Below are 21,015 nucleotides of genomic sequence, written 5' to 3'. Positions count from 1 at the left end.
CGTTACGCCAGCACGATAGACGGTGCTTTAAACGCCAACGGCATTTCAGCTTCGTCTTCAAAGGTCACGTATTCCCACGCTTCCTGATTTGCCAGCACAGCCTGCAACAGCTTGTTGTTCAGTGCGTGTCCAGATTTAAACGCAGAAAACGCACCGATGATGTTGTAGCCACACATAAACAGGTCACCGATGGCATCCAGCATTTTATGGCGGACAAACTCATCTTCAAAACGCAGACCGTCTTCGTTCAGTACGCGGTAATCGTCAACGACGATGGCACAATCCATACTGCCGCCCAGGCACAACCCACGAGACTGCAAGTATTCGATATCGCGCATGAAGCCGAATGTACGCGCACGGCTGATCTGGCGAACAAACGCATCAGCAGAGAAATCCAAACGATAGCGCTGGTTGCCCGCATCAATCGCCGGGTGGTTGAAGTCGATAGTGAAATCCAGACTGAAGCCGTTAAACGGTTTCATTTCTGCCCACTTGTCGCCATCTTCAACGCGAACGGACTGTTTGATACGTACGAATTTCTTGGCACAATTCAGCTCTTCGATGCCCGCATCTAACAGCAGGTAAACGAACGGGCTGGCGCTGCCATCCATAATTGGAATTTCTGGCGCGTCAACATCAATGACAATATTGTCAATGCCCAACCCTGCAAGCGCAGCGTTAAGATGCTCCACCGTAGAAATACGGACGTCATGCTCATTAACCAGGCAAGTACAGAGCATGGTATCACGCACGGATTTTGCATCAGCCGGAAAATCAACCGGGGGATTCAAGTCTGTGCGGCGATAGATGACCCCGGTATTTGCCGGTGCAGGACGCATGGTCAACGTGACCTTCTTGCCGGTATGTAACCCGACACCAGTCGCCTGAACAATACGTTTTAATGTACGTTGTTTGATCATCATTTTATCTCGCATGTTACTGAACCTACGAACCTAGTATAAACCAGGTTCGGTGGCACAGTTTAGCACAAAGAGCGGAGATTCCAACGTTATCTGGCAGCAAATTAGTCTGCCTGCTTACGCAGAAACGCTGGGATATCCAGATAGTCTGGCTCTTTATTCGTCTGCGGATTCTGGTCGTTAACCACTTTGGCAGCCGGTTTTTCCTGCGCCAGCGGCGTCATACCGTGTTGCTGATAACGATGATCCATCACAGGCTGGCTGGCCTGCTTGTTCGTTACCAGAGTAATCTCAGGACGCTTGTCCATGCCGATACCCGTCGCAACAACCGTTACACGCAGTTCATCATTCATTTCTGGGTCAAGCGACGTACCAATTACGACGGTCGCATTATCGGACGCGAATGCACGGATGGTGTTACCTACCGTCTCGAACTCATCCAGACGCAGGTCAAAGCCCGCCGTGATGTTGACCAACACGCCACGAGCGCCGGACAGATCGATGTCTTCCAACAGTGGGCTGGAGATCGCCATTTCAGCCGCTTCTTCTGCACGGTCTTCACCACGCGCAACACCGGAACCCATCATGGCATAACCCATTTCGGACATCACGGTACGCACGTCTGCAAAGTCGACGTTCATCAGGCCCGGACGCGTGATCAGCTCGGCAATACCCTGCACCGCGCCTTTCAGTACATCGTTTGCCGCGCCAAATGCATCCAGCAGGGAGATACCGCGCCCCAGCACTTTTAGCAGTTTGTCGTTTGGAATGGTGATCAGCGAGTCGACGTGCTTAGACAGCTCGGCGATACCCTGCTCTGCAAACGCCATACGCTTTTTGCCTTCAAAGTTGAAAGGCTTGGTCACGACAGCGACGGTCAGAATGCCCAGGTCTTTTGCGACTTCGGCAACAACTGGTGCAGCACCTGTTCCCGTACCACCGCCCATACCTGCGGCGATAAACACCATGTCCGCACCTTCCAGTGCTGAACGCAGTGCTTCACGATCTTCTTCAGCCGAATTACGGCCGACTTCAGGGTTAGCGCCTGCGCCCAGACCTTTTGTGATACCGCTACCGATCTGAATAGTCTGGCCAACAGCTGTTTTACGTAATGCCTGCGCATCAGTGTTGACCGCAAAGAACTCGACGCCTTCGATGCGCTCACGCACCATGTGTTCGACGGCGTTACCACCGCCGCCACCGACGCCGATGACTTTAATCACCGCGTCGTTGGTTAATTCCATTGGTTCAAACATAATTTCTCTCCGTTTGTGCCTGTAACTGCGAGATCATAAAACTGTGCCAGGTGATCTCTTTGATAAAATTAAAATTCTTTCCTCAACCAGCTGTTGATTCGCTTGAACCAGTTGCTCACTGAGGCACGTTTTTCGACTTCATGCTCACCGCCCAGATGAGATTCTTTTCCGTAATGCAGCAACCCAACCGCCGTTGAGTAATAAGGCTCTTGGGCATAATCCGTCAGCCCTGTTATATTCATTGGTTGTCCAATACGCACCTGTGTATGGAACACACGCTGCGCACAGGCCGCCAGACCGTCTATTTGCGCGGCACCGCCCGTCAGCACAATCCCTGCCGCCAGATGGTGTTTCACGCCTTGTTGACGCAACTGCTCCTGCAACTGTAAAAGTTCATCGTTCACCAAGTTCAACAGCTCGGTGTAACGTGGTTCAATCACTTCCGCCAATGTCTGTCGTTGCAGACTGCGGGGTGGACGTCCTCCAACGCTCGGGACTTCCACATTCTCATCTTTGCCGACAATCGCACCTAATGCACAACCGTGGCGTACCTTGATCGCTTCGGCATCCGTCGGCGGCGTACCAAATGCGTAGGCAATATCGCTGGTAACCACATTGCCCGCATACGGAATCACTTTAGTGTGTCGCAATGCGCCGCCGGTATAGACCGCGATGTCCATTGTACCGCCGCCGATATCAACAACACACACGCCCAGTTCACGTTCGTCTTCAGTCAGAACCGCGTAACTGGAAGCCAGCCCGGCAAAAATAAGCTGGTCGACCTTTAAGCCGCAGCGTTCAACGGCTTTAACAATGTTCTTCGCCATATCGTTATGGCAGGTTATCAGGTGGACTTTCGCCTGCATACGCACGCCGGATAAGCCAACCGGGTTTTTAATCCCTTCCTGATAATCAATCGCGTACTCCTGTGGAATCACATGGAGAACACGGTGTTCATCACGCACACGCACGGATTTAGCGGTATGCACCACGCTTTCCACGTCGTCCTGCGTAACCTCTTCTTCTGAAATAGGCACCATCCCTATTTCATTCTGGCAGCTGATGTGTTTTCCCGAGAGCGCCAGATACACGGAGGAGATCTGGCAGTCTGCCATCAACTCAGCCTGATCAATAGCGCGCTGAACACATTTAACGACCGATTCCAGATCGTTTACGCCGCCTTTATCCATACCGCGTGACGGGCAACTGCCTACGCCAATAATATTGACCATGCCATCGGGCAGAACTTCCCCTACCAGCGCAGCCACTTTTGCTGTACCGATTTCCAGCCCAACTACCAGTTTTCTGTCCGTCGACTTGATCATTGTTGTTTAGCCTGTGCTTGTTTCTGGTTACTGTTCTGTTGCTGATCAATGTCTTATTGCTGACCAACTCGTTGCCGATCAACGTTTTGTTGATCAAGCAAGGCTGGAGCCCAGCCTATCGCGGCCCCGCTGTCGTACCGCAAGTCCACATGGCTGATACGTTTGTTTTCGCTTTGAGCCTGCCGCTGCAACAGCGGATACAGCTCGATAAAGCGTTGCAGACGTTTGGCCCTATCGTCCCGCCCCAACTCAAGGCGAGTATCATCGTCTAATCCTAGTTGCCACGAATGCCGTGCGCTCATCGCAACCGTCTTTAACGTAAACTTCCCGGCGGCCAGCGTCTGATTCATTGTGCGATAGCCTTCCAACACTTCAGCCTCACTGCCTTCCGAGCCATACAGCAACGGCATCTTGCGATTACCAATACGTTCGGCGGGTACACTGAACGAATTTCCTTCCGCATCAACCATTAGCTGGTCATTCCAACGCGCTACCGGAACATATTCAACCAGATGAATCTTTAATTCGTCCGGCCACTGTTTGCGCACGCTGGCCTGTTTTATCCACGACAGACGCTCGATCTGCTGCTGGATCACGTTCACATCCTGCGTCATGAACGTTCCCGGCGACCCCAACGACAAGATGGCCTGACGGATATCGTCGTTGGTGGTGTACTGCCTTTCCCCTGTCACAGCCATGCGGGAGAGCGGTAAGCGGCTGGCATCTTTCATCCACCCCACTACCATCCAGCTTCCCCAGACGATCGTCCCTATCACCATCAGCAGGAAAATCATCCCTGCCAATTGGCCTCCATTACTGCGACGTGTTCCTTTCGTTTCAGGCTCTCGTCCGCGTGTATTCAGCGCTGCCTGCGACATATCAGCCAGCAAGCTCTAAAATTTTCACGACCAGTTGCGAGAAAGTCAGCCCACGTTGGCGCGCTGCCATAGGAACCAGGCTGTGGCTCGTCATCCCTGGAGACGTATTCACTTCAAGCAGATAGAAGGCGCCGTCGCTATCCAGCATAAAATCGACACGCCCCCACCCGCCGCAACCCACCGCACGATAAGCCGCCATAGCCAGTCCAGCTACTGCTTGCTCTTGCTCATCCGGCAAACCACTTGGACAGAAATACTGCGTATCATCCGATAAATACTTCGCTTCATAATCGTAAAACGTACCCGCAGGCTGAATACGAATAGAAGGCAACACCTCATCACCCAAGATAGCAACCGTATACTCTGGGCCGCTCAGCCATTTCTCGACCAAAATATCGTCATCGTGACGGAATGCTTCTTCCAGTGCCGCAGGCAGTTCGCTAAGCGTATTCACTTTGCTCATACCCACGCTGGAACCTTCACGGCTTGGCTTAACGATCAGCGGCAACCCGAGATGGGTAAACTTCGCCAACAAGGCGTTTGCCGCTGTTTCCGAATATTGGCGACGATCCAGCGCTACATACGGCGATACCGGTAATCCCACGGCTTGCCATACCTGTTTGGTGCGGAGTTTATCCATCGTCAGTGCGGATGCCATGACGCCGCTACCGGTATAAGGCAATCCCAGGAATTCCAGAACGCCCTGCAATGTACCGTCTTCTCCACCACGACCATGTAAGGCGATGAAAACATTGGTAAAGCCTTCTTCCTTTAACGTCGTCACAGAGACGTCACGGGTATCAACCGCATGCGCATTGATGCCCGCTTCTTTCAGACCAGCCAAAACCGCCTGACCGGAAAGTAACGAGACTTCACGTTCGGCAGAGGTTCCACCAAGCAATACAGCAACTTTCTCAGTCATGATGTTCCTCATTCACTTATCTGCGGCTGTAATCTGGAATCAGCCAGTTTACGCGCCAGTTTACCGATGTTGCCGGCACCCTGAACCAAAATCAGGTCTTCACCTCGCAGCGCCTGTGACAACAGTTCCGGTAAAGTATCCACATCTGTCACCAAAATCGGATCAATCTTACCTCTTCCGCGAATTGTGCGGCACAGCGAACGGCTATCTGCGCCCGGAATCGGCGATTCTCCGGCGGAATACACATCCAGCATCAGCAGCACGTCAACCTGTGATAACACATGCGCAAAATCGTCATACAAATCGCGGGTTCGCGTATAGCGATGCGGCTGGAAAATCATGACCAATCGCTTATTCGGCCACCCAGCTCGGGCAGCTTTAATTGTGGCATCGACTTCCGTCGGATGGTGGCCGTAATCATCGACCAACATCGCCGTGCCGCTCTGCCCATTCACCAGCTCAAGCGGATATTCGCCGAGGAAATCGAAGCGACGCCCGGTACCCTGGAAACGCTCCAGCGCGCGCAGAATCGCTTCGTCATCAATACCTTCATCCGTTGCCACAGCAACCGCCGCCGCGGCATTGAGCGCATTGTGACGTCCCGGCGCATTCAGAGTGACGTTTAGCAGCGGTTTGTCTTTCCGCTCCAGCGTAAAATGCCCTTGCGCGCCAGTCTGGCGATATCCAGCAACACGCACATCGGCATCGTTGCTGAAGCCATACGTAGTGATATGACGACCCACGCGTGGCAGCAGTTCACGGATGACTGCATCGTCAATGCACATCACCGCTTGCCCGTAAAACGGCAGGTTGTGCAGGAAATTGATGAACGTCTGCTTCAGGTTCTCAAAATCGCCCTGATAAGTGTCCATATGGTCAGCTTCAATATTGGTCACAATCGCTACCATTGGTTGCAAATGCAGGAAAGACGCATCGCTTTCATCAGCTTCTGCAATCAGGTAACGGCTCGATCCCAAACGCGCATGCGTTCCTGCCGCTTTTACTAATCCACCGTTTACAAACGTCGGATCCAATCCCGCTTCCGCGTAAATACTGCTAACCATCGCTGTTGTCGTCGTCTTGCCGTGCGTACCGGCGATCGCAATACCGTGACGAAAACGCATCAGTTCCGCCAACATCTCGGCACGACGGATCACTGGAATACGTGCGTCATGCGCGGCAACAATTTCTGGGTTATCCGCGGTAATGGCACTCGATACCACCACCACGCTGGCGTTCAGAACGTTTTCCGCACGGTGGTGGAAATAAATCTGCGCACCAAGTTCGGTCAACTGCTGGGTCACCGCATTCGGTGCCAGATCGGAACCGCTAATTTCATAACCTTCATTGGCCAACACTTCGGCGATACCACCCATGCCAGCACCGCCGATGCCGACAAAGTGTATGTGCCGGACGCGATGCATCTCGGGCACGATTGAACGTAGTTTCGCCAGTTGTTGAGTATTCACTTTATTCTATCGCTACCTTGTAGCGTCGTCGCACAGCCGTTGTCCGACAACGTTGTATTAATTAACCATGAGCCACACGTGTGGCCCGACTGTCTGCCGCTGCACTAATTTCCGCCGCAACCCGTTCGGTTGCATCTGGAATGGCCACTGCGCGGGCTTTTTGCGCCATTGTCAGCAAGGCGGCGCGATCCCAACCGGACAGCACCTCGCTAACCGCCGCCACGCTGAACTGTGGCTGCTCAATAATTTTTGCCGCACCTGCCTTTTCCAACGGCAGCGCATTCCAGTACTGCTGCCGATCTTTATGCTGGAACGGAACAAACAGTGCCGGTAGCCCAGCCGCCGCAATTTCACTGACGGTTAGTGCGCCGGAACGGCACACGACAACATCCGCCCAGGCGTAAGCTGCCGCCATGTCATCAATAAACTCGGTAATCTTGTGCTGCGTCTGCCCAACATCCTGATAGGCCTGTTGAACGGTTAATAACGCGCCTTTGCCGACCTGATGCCAGATCGTCACTCGATCGCCCAACTGTGCCGCCACGCTGGGCAGCGTTTGGTTCAGCACTCTTGCGCCCTGACTACCACCAACAACCAGCACCCTCACAGGGCCTGAGCGATCGGCTAATCGAGTTTCCGGCGCAGGCAATGCCAGCACATCGGTTCTGACCGGGTTCCCCACAACATCCGCTTTAGGAAATGCGCCCGGAAATGCCTGCACTACCTTCTTAGCGATATGGGATAACCAGCGATTGGTCAGCCCCGCAATGCCATTTTGCTCATGCAGTACGACTGGAATGCCACACAGCCAGGCAGCCAAGCCGCCGGGGCCGGAAACATAACCGCCCATACCCAGCACCACATCAGGCTGGTAACGGCGCATAATCGCCCGCGCCTGACGCACGGCCTGAAAAATACGAATCGGCGCGCTTAACTGCGCCAGAATGCCTTTACCACGCAAGCCAGAAATGCGGATGAAATCAATTTCGATACCATGCTTAGGTACCAAATCGGCTTCCATGCGATCCGCCGTACCTAACCAGCGAACCTGCCAGCCCTGCGCCATCAGGTGGTGCGCAACCGCCAGCCCGGGGAAAACATGCCCGCCCGTACCGCCAGCCATCACCATCAAACGCTTGCCTTCGCCACTCATCGGGCACCTCTCGTAAACGCCTGCGCTTTCGTCAGACGCGTTTCAAAATCAATACGTAACAGCAAAACAATCGCCGTCGACATAATCAGCAAACTGGAACCACCGTAACTGATCAGCGGCAGCGTCAGTCCTTTTGTTGGCAGCATTCCTGCCGCCGCGCCTACGTTCACCAGCGTCTGAAAGCTGAACCAAATGCCGATCGAACAGGCCAGAAAGCCCGAAAAACGCTGATCGATCTCCAGCGCCCGCTTCCCGATAGACATAGCACGAAAAGCGACGAAGAATATCATTAACAACGCTAAAACCACACCGATATAGCCGAGCTCTTCACCTAAAATAGAGAAAATGAAATCGGTATGCGCCTCCGGCAGATATTCCAATTTCTGTACTGAATTCCCCAGCCCTTGCCCCCAGAATTCGCCGCGCCCAAACGCCATCAAGGACTGCGTCAACTGGTAGCCGCTGCCAAATGGATCGTCCCACGGATTCCAGAAAGACGTCACACGGCGCATGCGGTAAGGCTCAGCGACAATCAGCAGGCCAACGGCAAACACGCCACAGCCGATGATTGCCAGAAACTGCCACATCTTGGCGCCAGCCAGAAACAACATCGCCAGCGTCGTAATAAACAATACAACCACGGTACCGAGGTCAGGCTGCGCCAGCAGCAGTACCGCCAACACCACCATCACGCCCATTGGTTTGCAAAAGCCCCAGAAGTTATTTCGCACTTCTTCAACTTTGCGCACCATGTAACTGGACAGGTAGCAAAACAGCGCCAGCTTAGATAATTCCGCAGGCTGAATACGCAATGGCCCCAGCGAAATCCAGCGTGATGCACCGTTGACCGAGCTTCCCACCGCGAGTACAACCAACAACATAACCATGGAGAGCAATAGCAGCACTGGGCTGTAACGTTGCCATATCTCCATCGGGACACGCAGCGTGATTAACGACAGGCCAAATGCCAACCCCAGATAAATCGCATCACGCTTCGCGAACAGGAACGGGTCGCTGGCAAGACGCTGCCCAACAGGCATAGAAGCCGACGTCACCATCACAAAACCAATCACGGCCAGCCCAAGCGTCAACCACACCAACGTTCTGTCGTACAGAACAACGCTGAGCGTATCGCTTTCGCGCGTTCCCATAACCCAGTTCTTGATGCGTTCGATAAACGCCAGCCCGAAGAACCGCATCAGCCTAACGCCTCCGCCAGACGAGCAAATTCATCGCCTCGCTGTTCAAAACTGCGGAACTGATCCAGGCTTGCGCAGGCTGGCGACAGCAGCACCAGATCACCCGGCTTAGCGCGTTCGGCGATGATACGCATCGCCTGTTCCATCGTTTCTGTCTGCTCGGCAATTTCCGGACGCAGCGCAGCCAGCTGTTGCCCATCCTGACCGAAGCAGTACACATGAATGTGCTCGCCCTGCAAATACGGCACCAGCGGCGAGAAATCGGCAGATTTACCGTCACCACCGAGCAGCAGATGTAACGTGCCTTCTACCGCCAAACCGCTCAATGCGGCCTCGGTGCTGCCCACATTGGTGGCTTTAGAATCATTGATCCACCGCACGCCGTTGCGCTCAAAGGCCATTTGAAAGCGATGAGGCAGCCCGGTAAATGACGTCAGCGCCGTCAGCGCAGACGAGCGCGGAATCTTCACGGCATCAGCCAGCGCCAGCGCGGCCAATGCATTCGTATAATTGTGCTGCCCGACCAGCTTGATTTCACGGGTATTGAGTACACGTTCACCGTCCACACGCAGCCAGGTTTCTCCTTGCTGGCGGTTAAGATGATAATCGCCGACATCAACTCCAAAACTGCGACAGCGTGCATCCGCACCGCGAACTGGCATGGTCAGCGCATCGTCAGCATTCACAACACACAAATTCGTGTGTTCATAAATACGCAATTTCGCCGCCCGATACTGCTGTAGACCAAACGGGTAACGGTTGGTGTGATCTTCCGTCACGTTCAGAATGGTTGCCGCAGCGGCGTGCAAGCTACTCGTCGTTTCCAACTGGAAACTCGACAGTTCCAACACATAAAGCTGAGCAGGCTGTTCAAGCAGTTGCAGCGCAGGTAGACCAATATTGCCACCGACGCCCACCAGCCAACCCGCCGCTCGTGCCATTTCGCCGACCAGCGTCGTCACCGTGCTTTTACCGTTAGAACCAGTAATCGCCACAATCGGTGCCTGCGCCTCACGGCAGAACAGTTCGATATCGCCAACGATTTCAATGCCAGCATCGGCGGCGTCACACAGAATCGGCGTTGCCAACGCAACACCGGGGCTGGCGACGATCAAATCCGCACTCATCAGCCAGTCTTCATTCAGGCTACCGAGATGTCGCTCCACCTGCTCCGGCAACTTATCCAGACCCGGCGGACTGATACGGGTATCCACCACGCGCGGTATAACACCACGCGCGAGAAAGAAATCAACACAGGAGAGCCCGGTCAGACCCAACCCGATAATGACGACTTTTTTACCCTGATAGTCCACCATGTCTTACCGTACCTTCAGCGTTGCCAGGCCAATCAGCACCAGCATCAACGAAATAATCCAGAAGCGCACAATCACGCGCGGTTCCGGCCAGCCCTTAAGTTCATAATGATGATGAATTGGCGCCATGCGGAAGATCCGCTGCCCGCGCAATTTAAAGGACCCGACTTGCAAAATCACCGACAGCGTTTCGACCACGAATACGCCGCCCATAATCACTAACAAAAGCTCCTGACGCAGCAGGACCGCGATCGTCCCCAGCGCGCCGCCCAGCGCCAGAGAGCCTACGTCTCCCATGAAGACCTGCGCCGGATAGGTGTTAAACCACAGGAACCCAAGCCCCGCGCCCACAATCGCGGTGCAGACGATCACCAGTTCACTGGCATGACGGATATACGGGATATGCAGATAACCAGCAAAATTCATGTTCCCCGTTGCCCATGCCACCAGCGCAAAGCCAGCAGCAACAAACACTGTCGGCATGATTGCCAAGCCATCCAGACCATCAGTCAGGTTTACGGCATTACTGGTGCCGACAATCACAAAGTAGGCCAGTGCAACATAGAGCAGACCCAATTGTGGCATCACGTCTTTGAAAAACGGCACAACCAGCTGCGTGGCTGGCGTATCTTTGCCGATGGAATACATGGTGAAAGCCACCACGAGCGCAATCACTGACTGCCAGAAATATTTCCAGCGGGCAATCAGCCCCTTGGTATCCTTACGGACCACTTTGCGGTAGTCGTCAACAAAACCGACCGCACCATAGCCTGCTAACACCAGCAGTACGCACCAGACATACGGATTCGACAGATTTGCCCACATCAAAACGGAAACGATGATCGCGACCAGAATCATCACGCCCCCCATCGTCGGGGTGCCGCGCTTACTGAAATGTGATTCTGGCCCTTCGTTACGCACAACCTGCCCAATCTGCAAACGCTGCAACCAGGCAATCATATGTGGTCCCATCCATAGGGAAATAACCAATGCGGTCAGCAGGCTGACAATGGCGCGGAACGTCAAATAAGAAAAGACGTTAAAACCGGTATAAAGTTTGGCCAAATGTTCGGCCAGCCATACTAACATTGAGCATTCTCCTGTAATGCATGTACAACCTGCTCCATCGCAGCACTGCGTGAGCCTTTGACCAATACGCTGATGACGTTATGTTCTGACATCAGCACCTTCAAACGTGAAACCAGCGCGGCTTTATCCTGAAAATGCTCACCATTGCCACTGGCAGTGCCGATCAATTCACTCAATGTTCCCACACTCAATACGCGATCAATGCCCGCAGCACGCGCCGCTTCGCCCACTTGACGATGGCACTCAGGGGCTTCATCCCCTAGCTCGCCCATATCACCAACGACCATCACGCGGTAGCCCGGCATGTCAGCCAATACCTGTGCCGCCGCCGTCATCGAGCCCACATTCGCGTTGTAGCTGTCATCCAGCAGCAACTTACCCTCAGACAAAGCAATCGGAAACAGCCGCCCCGGCACCGCCTGAAGCTGGGATAATCCAGCTTTAACGGCTTCCAGCGTCGCTCCGACGGACATTGCCAGCGCGGCCGCTCCCAGTGCGTTAGAAATGTTGTGTCGACCCGGTAAAGGCAGCAGAACCTGCGTTTTGCCAAATGGCGTGTGAAGAGTGAAACGCGTACCTTGCGCCAAAACGTCTACGTCGCTGGCAAAAAAATCGATATCGCAAGCAGCCTGCGGCGAGAAACGCCACACGGTTTTATGATTAAACATGACCTGCCAGTGCGGGAAATCGTTGCTGTCCGCATTCACGATCGCTACACCGTCTACTGGCAAACCCGCAAAAATCTCACCTTTCGCCTGCGCCACACCGGCCAGTGAGCCAAACCCTTCCAGATGCGCAGCGGCCAGATTATTGACCAACGCGCTTTCCGGCCGCACTAAATCGGTGGTATAGGCAATCTCACCAATGTGATTCGCCCCTAATTCAATCACCGCAAACTGGTGTTCCGCCGTCAGACGCAGCAACGTTAACGGCACACCGATATCATTGTTGAAGTTACCGGCGGTATACAGCACTGAGCCACACTGGCGCAGAATCGCCGCCGTCATCTCTTTAACCGAGGTTTTGCCGGAGGATCCGGTCAGTGCCACAACGCGAGCCATTGACTGCTGACGAACCCAGGCAGCTAATTGGCCCAACGCCACACGCGTATCGCTCACCAACAGCTGTGGTTCGTCAACGAGTAAGCGCTTACTGACTAAAAGAGCCGCCGCACCGCCTTTCACCGCATCAGCGGCGTAATCGTGAGCATCAAATTTTTCGCCTTTCAGCGCGACAAATAAGCAGCCAGAAGACAGCTTACGCGTATCGGTTGAAACATCTTCAATATCAATGTTTTCGCCAATCAACTGTGCATTCAGCACCGTGGCAAGCTGCTGCAAGGAGACGCGAATCATGCAATCACCCCCAGCAGGCGGGCAACAGTGATGCGATCGGAATAATCAAGACGCTGATTGCCAACCAGTTGGTAGTCTTCGTGCCCTTTACCCGCAACCAGAACAACGTCATTTTCCTGTGCCTGCATGATCGCACTGGTAACTGCTTCAGCACGTCCGTGAATGACCTGAACCCGTCCGGCGTCCAGCAGACCGGAGAGAATATCGGCAACGATCGCCTGAGGCTCTTCACTGCGCGGGTTATCATCAGTCACCACAACGCGGTCGGCCAGCTGTTCTGCGATGCCGCCCATAAGTGGGCGCTTACCTTTATCGCGATCGCCGCCGCAGCCAAACACGCACCAGAGTTTCCCCTGACAGTGCAAACGCGCCGCTTCAAGCGCTTTTTCCAGCGCGTCTGGCGTGTGAGCGTAATCCACAACGACCGTTGGTTTTCCTTCTGCATGGAAAACTTCCATGCGGCCACATACAGGTTGCAGCTGAGATCCCGCGATAACCAATTTGTCGAGCGGATAGCCAAGAGACAGCAACGTTGCCAGCGCCAGCAGCATATTACTGACGTTAAACGCGCCCATCAGGCGGCTTTCAATTTCGCCGTGTCCCCAGCTTGAATCAAACGCAATCGTGGCACCGTTGTCGTGATAATCAATCTGTGTCGCTTTCAGCCAGCGCCCGCGGCAGCCGGGGACCAGATTATTTTCCATGGTTACAGCAACCGCGTCCGGCAGCTTCGCCAACCAGCGCAGCCCGACCTCATCATCAGCATTGATAATCATCTGGCCAACGCGATGCTCACCGAACAGCGCCCATTTGGCCGCTTCGTAGCTTTCCATATCGCCATGGTAATCAAGATGATCGCGGCTCAGGTTAGTGAACACCGCTGCCGCGAACGGCAACGCAGCAACACGATGCTGCACCAGACCGTGGGAGGACACTTCCATTGCGGCGAACGTCGCGCCTTGCTCGACCAGTTGGCTTAACACCTGCTGAACATCAACAGCAGATCCTGTCGTATTCTCTGTCGGAATCGCCCGACCCAATAGGCCATTGCCTACCGTGCCCATCACCGCACTCGTTTCGCCTAATGTCTGGCTCCACTGTGCCAGAAGCTGAGTCGTTGTCGTTTTTCCGTTGGTTCCCGTTACACCAATCAGCTGTAACTTTTCCGCAGGCTGCTGATAAAAACGGCCTGCCAGCGCGGAAAGCCGCTGGTTCAGGTTACTGAGATACACCACTGGCACACCGTGCATTTCGCGAACGGTGCCATCAGCGGCCTCACCTTCTGCTTCGGCAACAATCGCTGCTACGCCTTGCGCAATTGCCTGCGGAATATAGCGCCGTCCATCTGCTTTGTGCCCGACAATCGCGACAAACAGATCCCCGGCAGCCGCAACGCGGCTGTCTAATGTCATTTCCCGCAGCGCGCGCGCCGGAGTGTCTTGCACCCACGGCGCAAGTAAATCGCGCAAATTACGATCTGCCACCTGATCCCTCTTCTCTATTAATTACAAACTCGTTTTTGTCACCCGTCGGCAACGCATCCGGTTCGATATTCATCGTCCGCAGAACGCCGCCCATGATGGCACCAAAGATTGGCGCAGAAACCGCACCACCGTAGTATTTCCCTGACTGTGGATCGTTGATCACAACAACCAGAGCAAAACGTGGATTGCTGGCTGGTGCCACACCCGCCGTATAGGCAATATATTTGTTGATGTATTTACCATCTGGGCCAACTTTCTTGGCCGTACCGGTTTTAATCGCGATACGGTAACCTTTGATTGCCGCTTTGGTACCGCCGCCGCCAGGTAACGCAACGCTTTCCATCATGTGCACAACAGAGCGCACCAGCGCTTCAGGGAAAACACGCTCGCCGGGAACCGGTGGATCAACTTTGGTAATCGACAGCGGGCGATAAACGCCAAAGCTGCCGATAGTTGCGTAGACTCGCGCTAACTGTAACGGCGTCACCATCAGCCCGTAGCCGAAAGAAAAAGTGGCCCTATCTAGATCAGACCACCGTTGTTTTTGAGGGTATAAGCCACTGCTTTCTCCGACCAACCCCAAATTGGTCGCTTTCCCTAATCCAAAACGCGCGTAAGTATCTACAAGCGCAGAGGAAGGCATCGCTAACGCCAGCTTAGACACGCCAACGTTACTCGACTTCTGAAGCACGCCCGTCAGCGTCAATTCGCTATAACGCGCCACGTCTTTGATCTCATGACCATTGACGTAATACGGCAGGGTGCTGAGTACATTGTTTTCTTTCACGACCCCGCGCTGTAGCGCCGTCATCACCACCATCGGTTTAACGGTCGAGCCGGGTTCGAAAATGTCGGTAATCGCGCGGTTACGCATGATGTCTTGCGGCGTACCCGCCAAATTGTTCGGGTTATAAGACGGGCTATTCGCCATCGCCAGCACTTCGCCAGTATTTACATCAACCAGTACGGCCGTCCCCGACTCGGCTTTGTTAAAGGCAACAGCGTTATTGAGCTCACGGTAAACCAGCGCCTGCAAACGCTCATCAATACTGAGCGCCAGATTGTGTGCGGCCTGGCTATCAACGGAAGAGATATCTTCAATCACGCGGCCAAACCGGTCTTTACGCACGGTTCGTTCACCGGGTTGCCCGGTCAGCCAGCGGTCAAAACTTTTCTCAACGCCTTCAATACCCTGCCCATCGATATTGGTGAAGCCAATGAGGTGAGAGGTTACTTGTCCAGAAGGATAGTATCGGCGAGACTCCTGCCGCAGATTGATGCCCGGCAGCTTCAGCTTATGGATGTATTCACCAATGGCTGGGTTCACCTGACGAGCCAGATAAACGAAGCGACCTTTAGGGTTAGCATTAATCTTCGTTGCCAACTGATCCAACGGAATGTCGAGCGCATCGGAAAGTGCTTTCCAGCGCGTATCCAACGTAATGCCGCCACGTTCGTTCACTTCTTTCGGGTCAGCCCAGACGGCATTAACCGGCACGCTGACGGCCAAAGGACGGCCAGCACGATCGCTTATCATGCCACGCGCCGTTGGCACTTCCTGCACGCGTAGGGAACGCATATCCCCCTCGCGCACCAGTTTGTCTGGGTTGATAACCTGAAGATAAGCCGCACGCGCCATCAAGCCAACCATCGCAAGCAGGATACAGCCGCAAAGCAACGCAAAACGCCAGCTAACAAAGCTGGCTTGATCTTCCTGGCGCTTTAACTTTCCTGTACGGGCTACTTTCATGCTTAGCTGGTTGCCTATTTAGTTCATTGCTTAACCACAATGTTTTCCTGTGACGGATCAACATGCCCCATTTGCAGTTTTTCCGTCGCGATCCGCTCTACGCGGCTATGATCCCCTAGTGAGTTTTCCTCCAGGATCAGGTTTCTCCATTCGATATCCAGCGCATCACGCTCCAGCAAAAGCTGTTCGCGTTCTGCCGTCAGCAGACGTGTTTTATGCGCCGTGGTGACCACAAAGACCGCAGAAACCAGCACGGCAACCATCAGCAACACCGGGAGCTTTGCATGACGCAGCAAATCCTCACCGATGACGCCAACCAGAGTATGCCGCTCGTTACCGATCACGCTGGCAGTCTCTCAGCGAAACGCAGAACAGAACTGCGCGCGCGTGGGTTTTCCGCAACTTCTGCTTCAGAAGGCATCAGTTTCTTGCCGACAGCTTTTAACGTCTGTCCGCCCTGGCTGCGCAGTTGCTCTTCCGTTAACGGCAAGCCAGCTGGCACCTGTGGCCCACGGCTCTGATGGCGAATAAATCGTTTCACAATCCGATCTTCTAACGAGTGGAAGCTGATCACTGACAGACGGCCCTGCGGAGCCAGTACGCTCAGTGCGCCTTCTAATGCACGTTCGATCTCTTCCAGTTCGCTATTGATGTAAATACGGATCGCCTGAAAACTGCGCGTTGCTGGATGTTTATGTTTTTCCCGAAACGGGCTGGCGGCAGCGATCAATTCGGCGAGTTCTTTTGTCCGCGTCATCGGATCGAGACGATTACGTTCCACAATGGCGCGAGCAATACGCTTGGCAAAACGCTCTTCGCCGAACGTTTTTAAGACCCAGACAATGTCGTCAGCTTCCGCTTTCATCAGCCATTCAGCAGCAGACAAGCCACGCGTCGGATCCATACGCATATCCAACGGGCCATCGCGCATAAATGAGAATCCACGTTCAGGGTCATCAAGCTGAGGGGAAGAAACGCCAAGATCGAGCAGAACGCCATCGATCTGCCCGGTCAGTCCGAGTTCCGCAACATACTCCGCCATAGCGGAAAACGGCCCGTGAATAATAGAGAAACGAGGATCGTCAATCGCCTTGGCGGCTTCAATAGCCTGAGGATCGCGATCGATAGCTAACAGGCGCCCTTCCGGCCCCAGTTGGGAAAGAATCAGACGAGAATGACCACCACGGCCAAATGTACCGTCGATGTATATGCCGCCGCTGCGAATGTTCAGGCCATTTACTGCCTCATCCAACAGGACGGTGGTATGTTTATAATTTTCCAGCATGGCTATAGCGATAGGTCCTGCAACCGCTCAGACAAAGGTTCCTGAGTCGATTGTTCAGCGTCAATATCATCCCTGACCTGTTGATACCAAGTCTGTTCATCCCACAGTTCAAACTTGTTGAACTGCCCGACTAGCATCACTTCTTTTTTGAGGTCCGCATGCTGCCTTAACGTATTCGCAATCAACAAACGCCCTGCACTATCCATTTGGCACTCGCTGGCATGCCCTAATAACAAACGCTGAACACGACGTTCAGCAGGGTTCATGCTCGACAAGCGCGACAGTTTTTGTTCAATAATTTCCCATTCAGGTAAGGGATAAAGCAGCAGGCATGGCTGATGCAGGTCAATGGTGCAAACAATTTGACCTTGCGATTCCCCGTTCAGCATTTCCCGATATCGGGTAGGCACAGCAAGGCGCCCTTTACTGTCGAGGTTAACCAGCGTAGCCCCGCGAAACATACCTGACTTACCCCTCCATAACCTTTTTCACCACTTTGCTCCACAAAACCCCACCTTTAAGAGTGTACGGAGGGTATGAAAACCTTGTCAAGCCAGAGCGGACGCGCTTTGGGATTATTCCTGAATGAATTGGGGACTGTATAGAGATAAAAGAAATAAGGAGTAAGAATTAACAAAGATTAACGTCATGATAATTTAAGAAAATTTCACCGCTAAGCTGGAAAATTACAAACATATAACCACCAATTCCAGCATCTCGATTATTTTTATTGTCACAAGCTGATACCAAAGATAAAGGTTTTCAGACTAGTCTTATCAGGCTGAACACCTTGAGCACCAAGGGATACGTGGGCCTGCAGAATCATACCGTGGTTATTAATAGTTGTTCAATGTCACATTTTTAACATCAATATCACCGACTATTTATTAATCAGCCAACTTACTTAACGTTAAGCTATCATTACCGACAAATGCAGTTTCCTGAAAAAAACAGGTCCAGGAAACGTTCTGGATAAGCTGTACACCCTCCTCATCCAGACAAGCATTAAAAAGAAACGACACAAATAGCCTTTTTTATCGGTTATTTCCTCACTTCCTTCAATGCGTTAAAACTATTTAACCTTCATCGTTCCCCCACCTTCAAAAAATAAAATAACCATTTGTTTTTAAACAATTTTAACCTCATCACCACAATAAAAAAACAAGAAACATTACAACTAAAAATAAAATAGCGACAAAATATAAAAAAACGCTAAAAATAATTTTTTTCACTAATACCAAGCAATACAATCAGTGATGTACACTATAAAAAACAAAAAACACACAACAAAAAACCATACATATTGATTACACCAGTTCATCCATACTAGGAATGGAGCAGCCAGTTATGTTTTCCCCGACGTCACGATTGCGAAGTGCCACCGCCGATACCTTTGCGCTCGTTGTCTATTGTTTCATCATCGGCATGGCAATTGAAATCATGCTTTCCGGTATGAGCATCGAGCAATCGCTGTCTTCACGCTTGTTGTCGATCCCCGTTAATATTGCTATTGCCTGGCCGTATGGGCTTTACCGCGATCGCGTATTGAATATGGCCAGACGTCACGGTGGCGATCATTTCCTGGTGCGCAGCGTTGCCGATCTGTTTGCCTATGTCAGTTTCCAATCCCCCGTTTACGCCATCATTCTCTGGTCTATCGGGGCGAACCCCGCGCAAATCCTGACCGCCGTCACCAGTAATTTGGTGGTGTCGATGGTGACGGGCGTGATATATGGCTACTTTCTGGAATATTGCCGTCGGCTATTCCGGGTCGCATTGCCATAAAAGAGAATTGAGGCAGGGTAAGGAAGAGGCGCCATAGCAATCTATGGCGCAAAAAGCAGGTAGAGATTACGCGCGGCTCAAAGAACCACGACGATACAGATTGCGCCGGATACGATTCAAACCAGGTTTCGGCCTTTTCGGCTCATCCAGACTGGCGAGCACCAATTCAAGTACGCGCTCCGCGACTTCACGATGGCGCTGAGCGACAGACAATACCGGGCACTCCAGATAATCCAACAGTTCATTGTCCCCAAAAGTCGCGATAGCCAGATTATTCGGCAAACGCCCGTTAATCTTCAGGTTGACGTCCATCACTCCCTGCAATAACGGGAATGAGGTGGTGAATAACGCTTCGGGCATAGGATTATCTTTCAAATAATCCATAAACGCGGCAGCGGAAGCAACACGCTCATAGCTATTGGAATAAAGATAATTCACTTCACGCGGATCGCCCGCCCACGCCTGACGGAACCCCTGCTCACGCAAGAAACTGACGGAAAGCTCAGGCAAGGCACCAAGATAAAGTACCGATTTCGCAGGCACCTTCCTTAATTCCTGCGCCAGCATTTCAGCATCTTCAAGATCGGCACCCACCACGCTGGTGAAGTGCTCACGATCTAACGCCCTGTCTAACGCAATAATCGGCAGGCTGCCGTTTATCCAACGCTGATAAAACGGGTGCTCCGGCGGTAATGCGGTAGAAACAATAATCGCGTCAACCTGGCGCTGTAACAGATGCTCAATACACCGCATCTCGTTGTCCGGCTGATCTTCTGAACACGCAATTAATAGCTGATATCCGCGCTGTCTGGCCTGACGCTCCAGATAATTAGCAATGCGTGTATAGCTGGTATTTTCCAAATCGGGAATAACCAAACCAATTGAACGCGTACGCCCGGCACGTAATCCAGCCGCGACGGCGTTGGGATGATAATTGTGCTCCCTGACGACAGCCATGACTTTCTCAACGGTCTTATCGCTGACGCGATATTGTTTCGCTTTCCCGTTAATGACATAGCTGGCTGTCGTGCGTGAAACACCCGCAAGACGCGCGATTTCATCCAGTTTCACGGTAACCCCTTAGTAGGCCGGAAAATAAGTAGGCCGGCTCAATAAATAGTGTGATGACCATAAAATCATCATGGATATGGCGTAGATCTAACAGCAGAAGCTTTTGTACGGCAACTGCTTTTATCACGTTACCCACATATTTCAAGCTGCCATATCAATAATGGATGTCTTTTAAGCTGAATATATTGTGTTTATATAAGATAAGGGAAATAAAAAGGCCCGATACTATTATCGGGCCTCTTAAAAGAAAAAGCAGCGAAAAGTCGATTAACGCATGATTTTATCGCCGCGCGATACGCCGACGATACCAGAGCGCGCCACTTCAACAATTTCGGAGACTTCACGCACGGCGCTGAGGAATGCATCCAGTTTATCGCTGGTGCCAGCAAGCTGTACAGTATAAAGCGAAGAGGTGACATCCACGATCTGACCGCGGAAAATATCGGCGCAGCGTTTCACTTCTTCACGACCATATCCTGTCGCCTGTAGCTTCACCAACATGATCTCACGCTCAACGTGCGCTCCCTGCCCCAGCTCGCTGACGCGCAGGACATCCACCAGCTTGTGCAGTTGCTTTTCGATCTGCTCCAGCACTTTCTCATCGCCTACCGTCTGGATAGTCATACGAGATAGCGTTGGGTCTTCGGTTGGCGCTACCGTCAGGCTTTCGATGTTGTAGCCGCGCTGTGAAAACAGACCGACGACACGTGACAAGGCGCCTGATTCATTCTCAAGTAATACTGATAAAATCCGCCGCATGA

19 protein-coding genes are annotated in these 21,015 nt (G+C 52.7%); 1 reads left to right on the top strand and 18 read right to left on the bottom strand.

What is annotated here, in order from left to right; all coding sequences use genetic code 11:
• Positions 1–2: 2 nt before the first annotated feature.
• From lpxC to mraZ, 16 genes are all read right to left on the bottom strand, one after another.
• The gene (gene lpxC, locus JFY74_03870) at positions 3–920 is read right to left on the bottom strand and encodes a UDP-3-O-acyl-N-acetylglucosamine deacetylase (protein QQG30442.1); all 918 of its coding nucleotides are present in this window, start codon (positions 918–920) and stop codon (positions 3–5) included.
• 104 nt (positions 921–1,024) lie between these two features.
• Positions 1,025–2,176 (bottom strand): cell division protein FtsZ, encoded by a 1,152-nt coding sequence (gene ftsZ / locus JFY74_03865; protein QQG29210.1) that lies wholly within the window; start codon positions 2,174–2,176, stop codon positions 1,025–1,027.
• 68 nt (positions 2,177–2,244) lie between these two features.
• Entirely contained in the window at positions 2,245–3,501 is a 1,257-nt protein-coding gene (ftsA, locus tag JFY74_03860; protein QQG29209.1) for a cell division protein FtsA, read from the bottom strand.
• Between the two features lie 53 nt (positions 3,502–3,554).
• On the bottom strand, positions 3,555–4,379 hold the full coding sequence (ftsQ, locus tag JFY74_03855) for a cell division protein FtsQ (GenBank protein ID QQG29208.1): 825 nt from the start codon (positions 4,377–4,379) through the stop codon (positions 3,555–3,557).
• Between the two features lies 1 nt (position 4,380).
• On the bottom strand, positions 4,381–5,301 hold the full coding sequence (locus JFY74_03850; GenBank protein QQG29207.1) for a D-alanine--D-alanine ligase: 921 nt from the start codon (positions 5,299–5,301) through the stop codon (positions 4,381–4,383).
• An 8-nt stretch (positions 5,302–5,309) separates the two neighbouring features.
• Positions 5,310–6,770: a UDP-N-acetylmuramate--L-alanine ligase gene (gene murC / locus JFY74_03845; protein QQG29206.1), complete on the bottom strand. Its 1,461-nt coding sequence runs from the start codon at positions 6,768–6,770 to the stop codon at positions 5,310–5,312.
• Between the two features lie 61 nt (positions 6,771–6,831).
• A complete protein-coding gene (gene murG / locus JFY74_03840) occupies positions 6,832–7,923 on the bottom strand; it encodes an undecaprenyldiphospho-muramoylpentapeptide beta-N-acetylglucosaminyltransferase (protein QQG29205.1) in 1,092 nt (363 codons plus the stop codon).
• Positions 7,920–9,122: a cell division protein FtsW gene (ftsW, locus tag JFY74_03835; GenBank protein ID QQG29204.1), complete on the bottom strand. Its 1,203-nt coding sequence runs from the start codon at positions 9,120–9,122 to the stop codon at positions 7,920–7,922. The genes murG and ftsW overlap by 4 nt, the downstream gene beginning before the upstream one ends.
• On the bottom strand, positions 9,122–10,438 hold the full coding sequence (murD, locus tag JFY74_03830) for a UDP-N-acetylmuramoyl-L-alanine--D-glutamate ligase (GenBank protein ID QQG29203.1): 1,317 nt from the start codon (positions 10,436–10,438) through the stop codon (positions 9,122–9,124). Before murD ends, ftsW begins: the two co-directional genes overlap by 1 nt.
• A gap of 3 nt (positions 10,439–10,441) precedes the next feature.
• A complete protein-coding gene (mraY, locus tag JFY74_03825) occupies positions 10,442–11,524 on the bottom strand; it encodes a phospho-N-acetylmuramoyl-pentapeptide-transferase (protein ID QQG29202.1) in 1,083 nt (360 codons plus the stop codon).
• Positions 11,518–12,879 (bottom strand): UDP-N-acetylmuramoyl-tripeptide--D-alanyl-D-alanine ligase, encoded by a 1,362-nt coding sequence (gene murF, locus JFY74_03820; GenBank protein QQG29201.1) that lies wholly within the window; start codon positions 12,877–12,879, stop codon positions 11,518–11,520. Before murF ends, mraY begins: the two co-directional genes overlap by 7 nt.
• Positions 12,876–14,363 carry a UDP-N-acetylmuramoyl-L-alanyl-D-glutamate--2,6-diaminopimelate ligase gene (gene murE, locus JFY74_03815; GenBank protein ID QQG29200.1) on the bottom strand — a complete coding sequence of 496 codons (1,488 nt, stop codon included), beginning with the start codon at positions 14,361–14,363 and terminating at the stop codon, positions 12,876–12,878. Before murE ends, murF begins: the two co-directional genes overlap by 4 nt.
• The gene (locus JFY74_03810) at positions 14,350–16,113 is read right to left on the bottom strand and encodes a peptidoglycan glycosyltransferase FtsI (protein ID QQG29199.1); all 1,764 of its coding nucleotides are present in this window, start codon (positions 16,111–16,113) and stop codon (positions 14,350–14,352) included. The genes murE and JFY74_03810 overlap by 14 nt, the downstream gene beginning before the upstream one ends.
• 23 nt (positions 16,114–16,136) lie before the next feature.
• Positions 16,137–16,457 (bottom strand): cell division protein FtsL, encoded by a 321-nt coding sequence (ftsL, locus tag JFY74_03805; protein ID QQG29198.1) that lies wholly within the window; start codon positions 16,455–16,457, stop codon positions 16,137–16,139.
• Positions 16,454–17,398 (bottom strand): 16S rRNA (cytosine(1402)-N(4))-methyltransferase RsmH, encoded by a 945-nt coding sequence (gene rsmH / locus JFY74_03800; GenBank protein ID QQG29197.1) that lies wholly within the window; start codon positions 17,396–17,398, stop codon positions 16,454–16,456. The genes ftsL and rsmH overlap by 4 nt, the downstream gene beginning before the upstream one ends.
• Positions 17,399–17,400: 2 nt before the next feature.
• Complete coding sequence (gene mraZ, locus JFY74_03795) at positions 17,401–17,859, bottom strand: division/cell wall cluster transcriptional repressor MraZ (GenBank protein ID QQG29196.1); 459 nt, start codon at positions 17,857–17,859, stop codon at positions 17,401–17,403.
• A gap of 886 nt (positions 17,860–18,745) precedes the next feature.
• Between mraZ and JFY74_03790 the strand changes: the two genes are divergently transcribed.
• Positions 18,746–19,183 (top strand): L-alanine exporter AlaE, encoded by a 438-nt coding sequence (locus JFY74_03790; GenBank protein QQG29195.1) that lies wholly within the window; start codon positions 18,746–18,748, stop codon positions 19,181–19,183.
• Between the two features lie 66 nt (positions 19,184–19,249).
• On the opposite strand, the gene cra is transcribed toward JFY74_03790, so the two are convergent.
• Both cra and ilvN read right to left on the bottom strand, forming a co-directional pair.
• Positions 19,250–20,254: a catabolite repressor/activator gene (gene cra, locus JFY74_03785; protein ID QQG29194.1), complete on the bottom strand. Its 1,005-nt coding sequence runs from the start codon at positions 20,252–20,254 to the stop codon at positions 19,250–19,252.
• A 267-nt stretch (positions 20,255–20,521) separates the two neighbouring features.
• A complete protein-coding gene (gene ilvN / locus JFY74_03780; protein ID QQG29193.1) occupies positions 20,522–21,013 on the bottom strand; it encodes an acetolactate synthase small subunit in 492 nt (163 codons plus the stop codon).
• Positions 21,014–21,015 lie beyond the last annotated feature (2 nt).

The sequence above is a fragment of the Pectobacterium carotovorum genome (genome assembly GCA_016415585.1).
In the GTDB taxonomy this organism is placed as follows: Bacteria; Pseudomonadota; Gammaproteobacteria; order Enterobacterales; family Enterobacteriaceae; genus Pectobacterium; species Pectobacterium carotovorum_K.
Note: the sequence above shows the minus strand (reverse complement) of the source record. Positions and strands in the feature narration are given on the sequence as shown.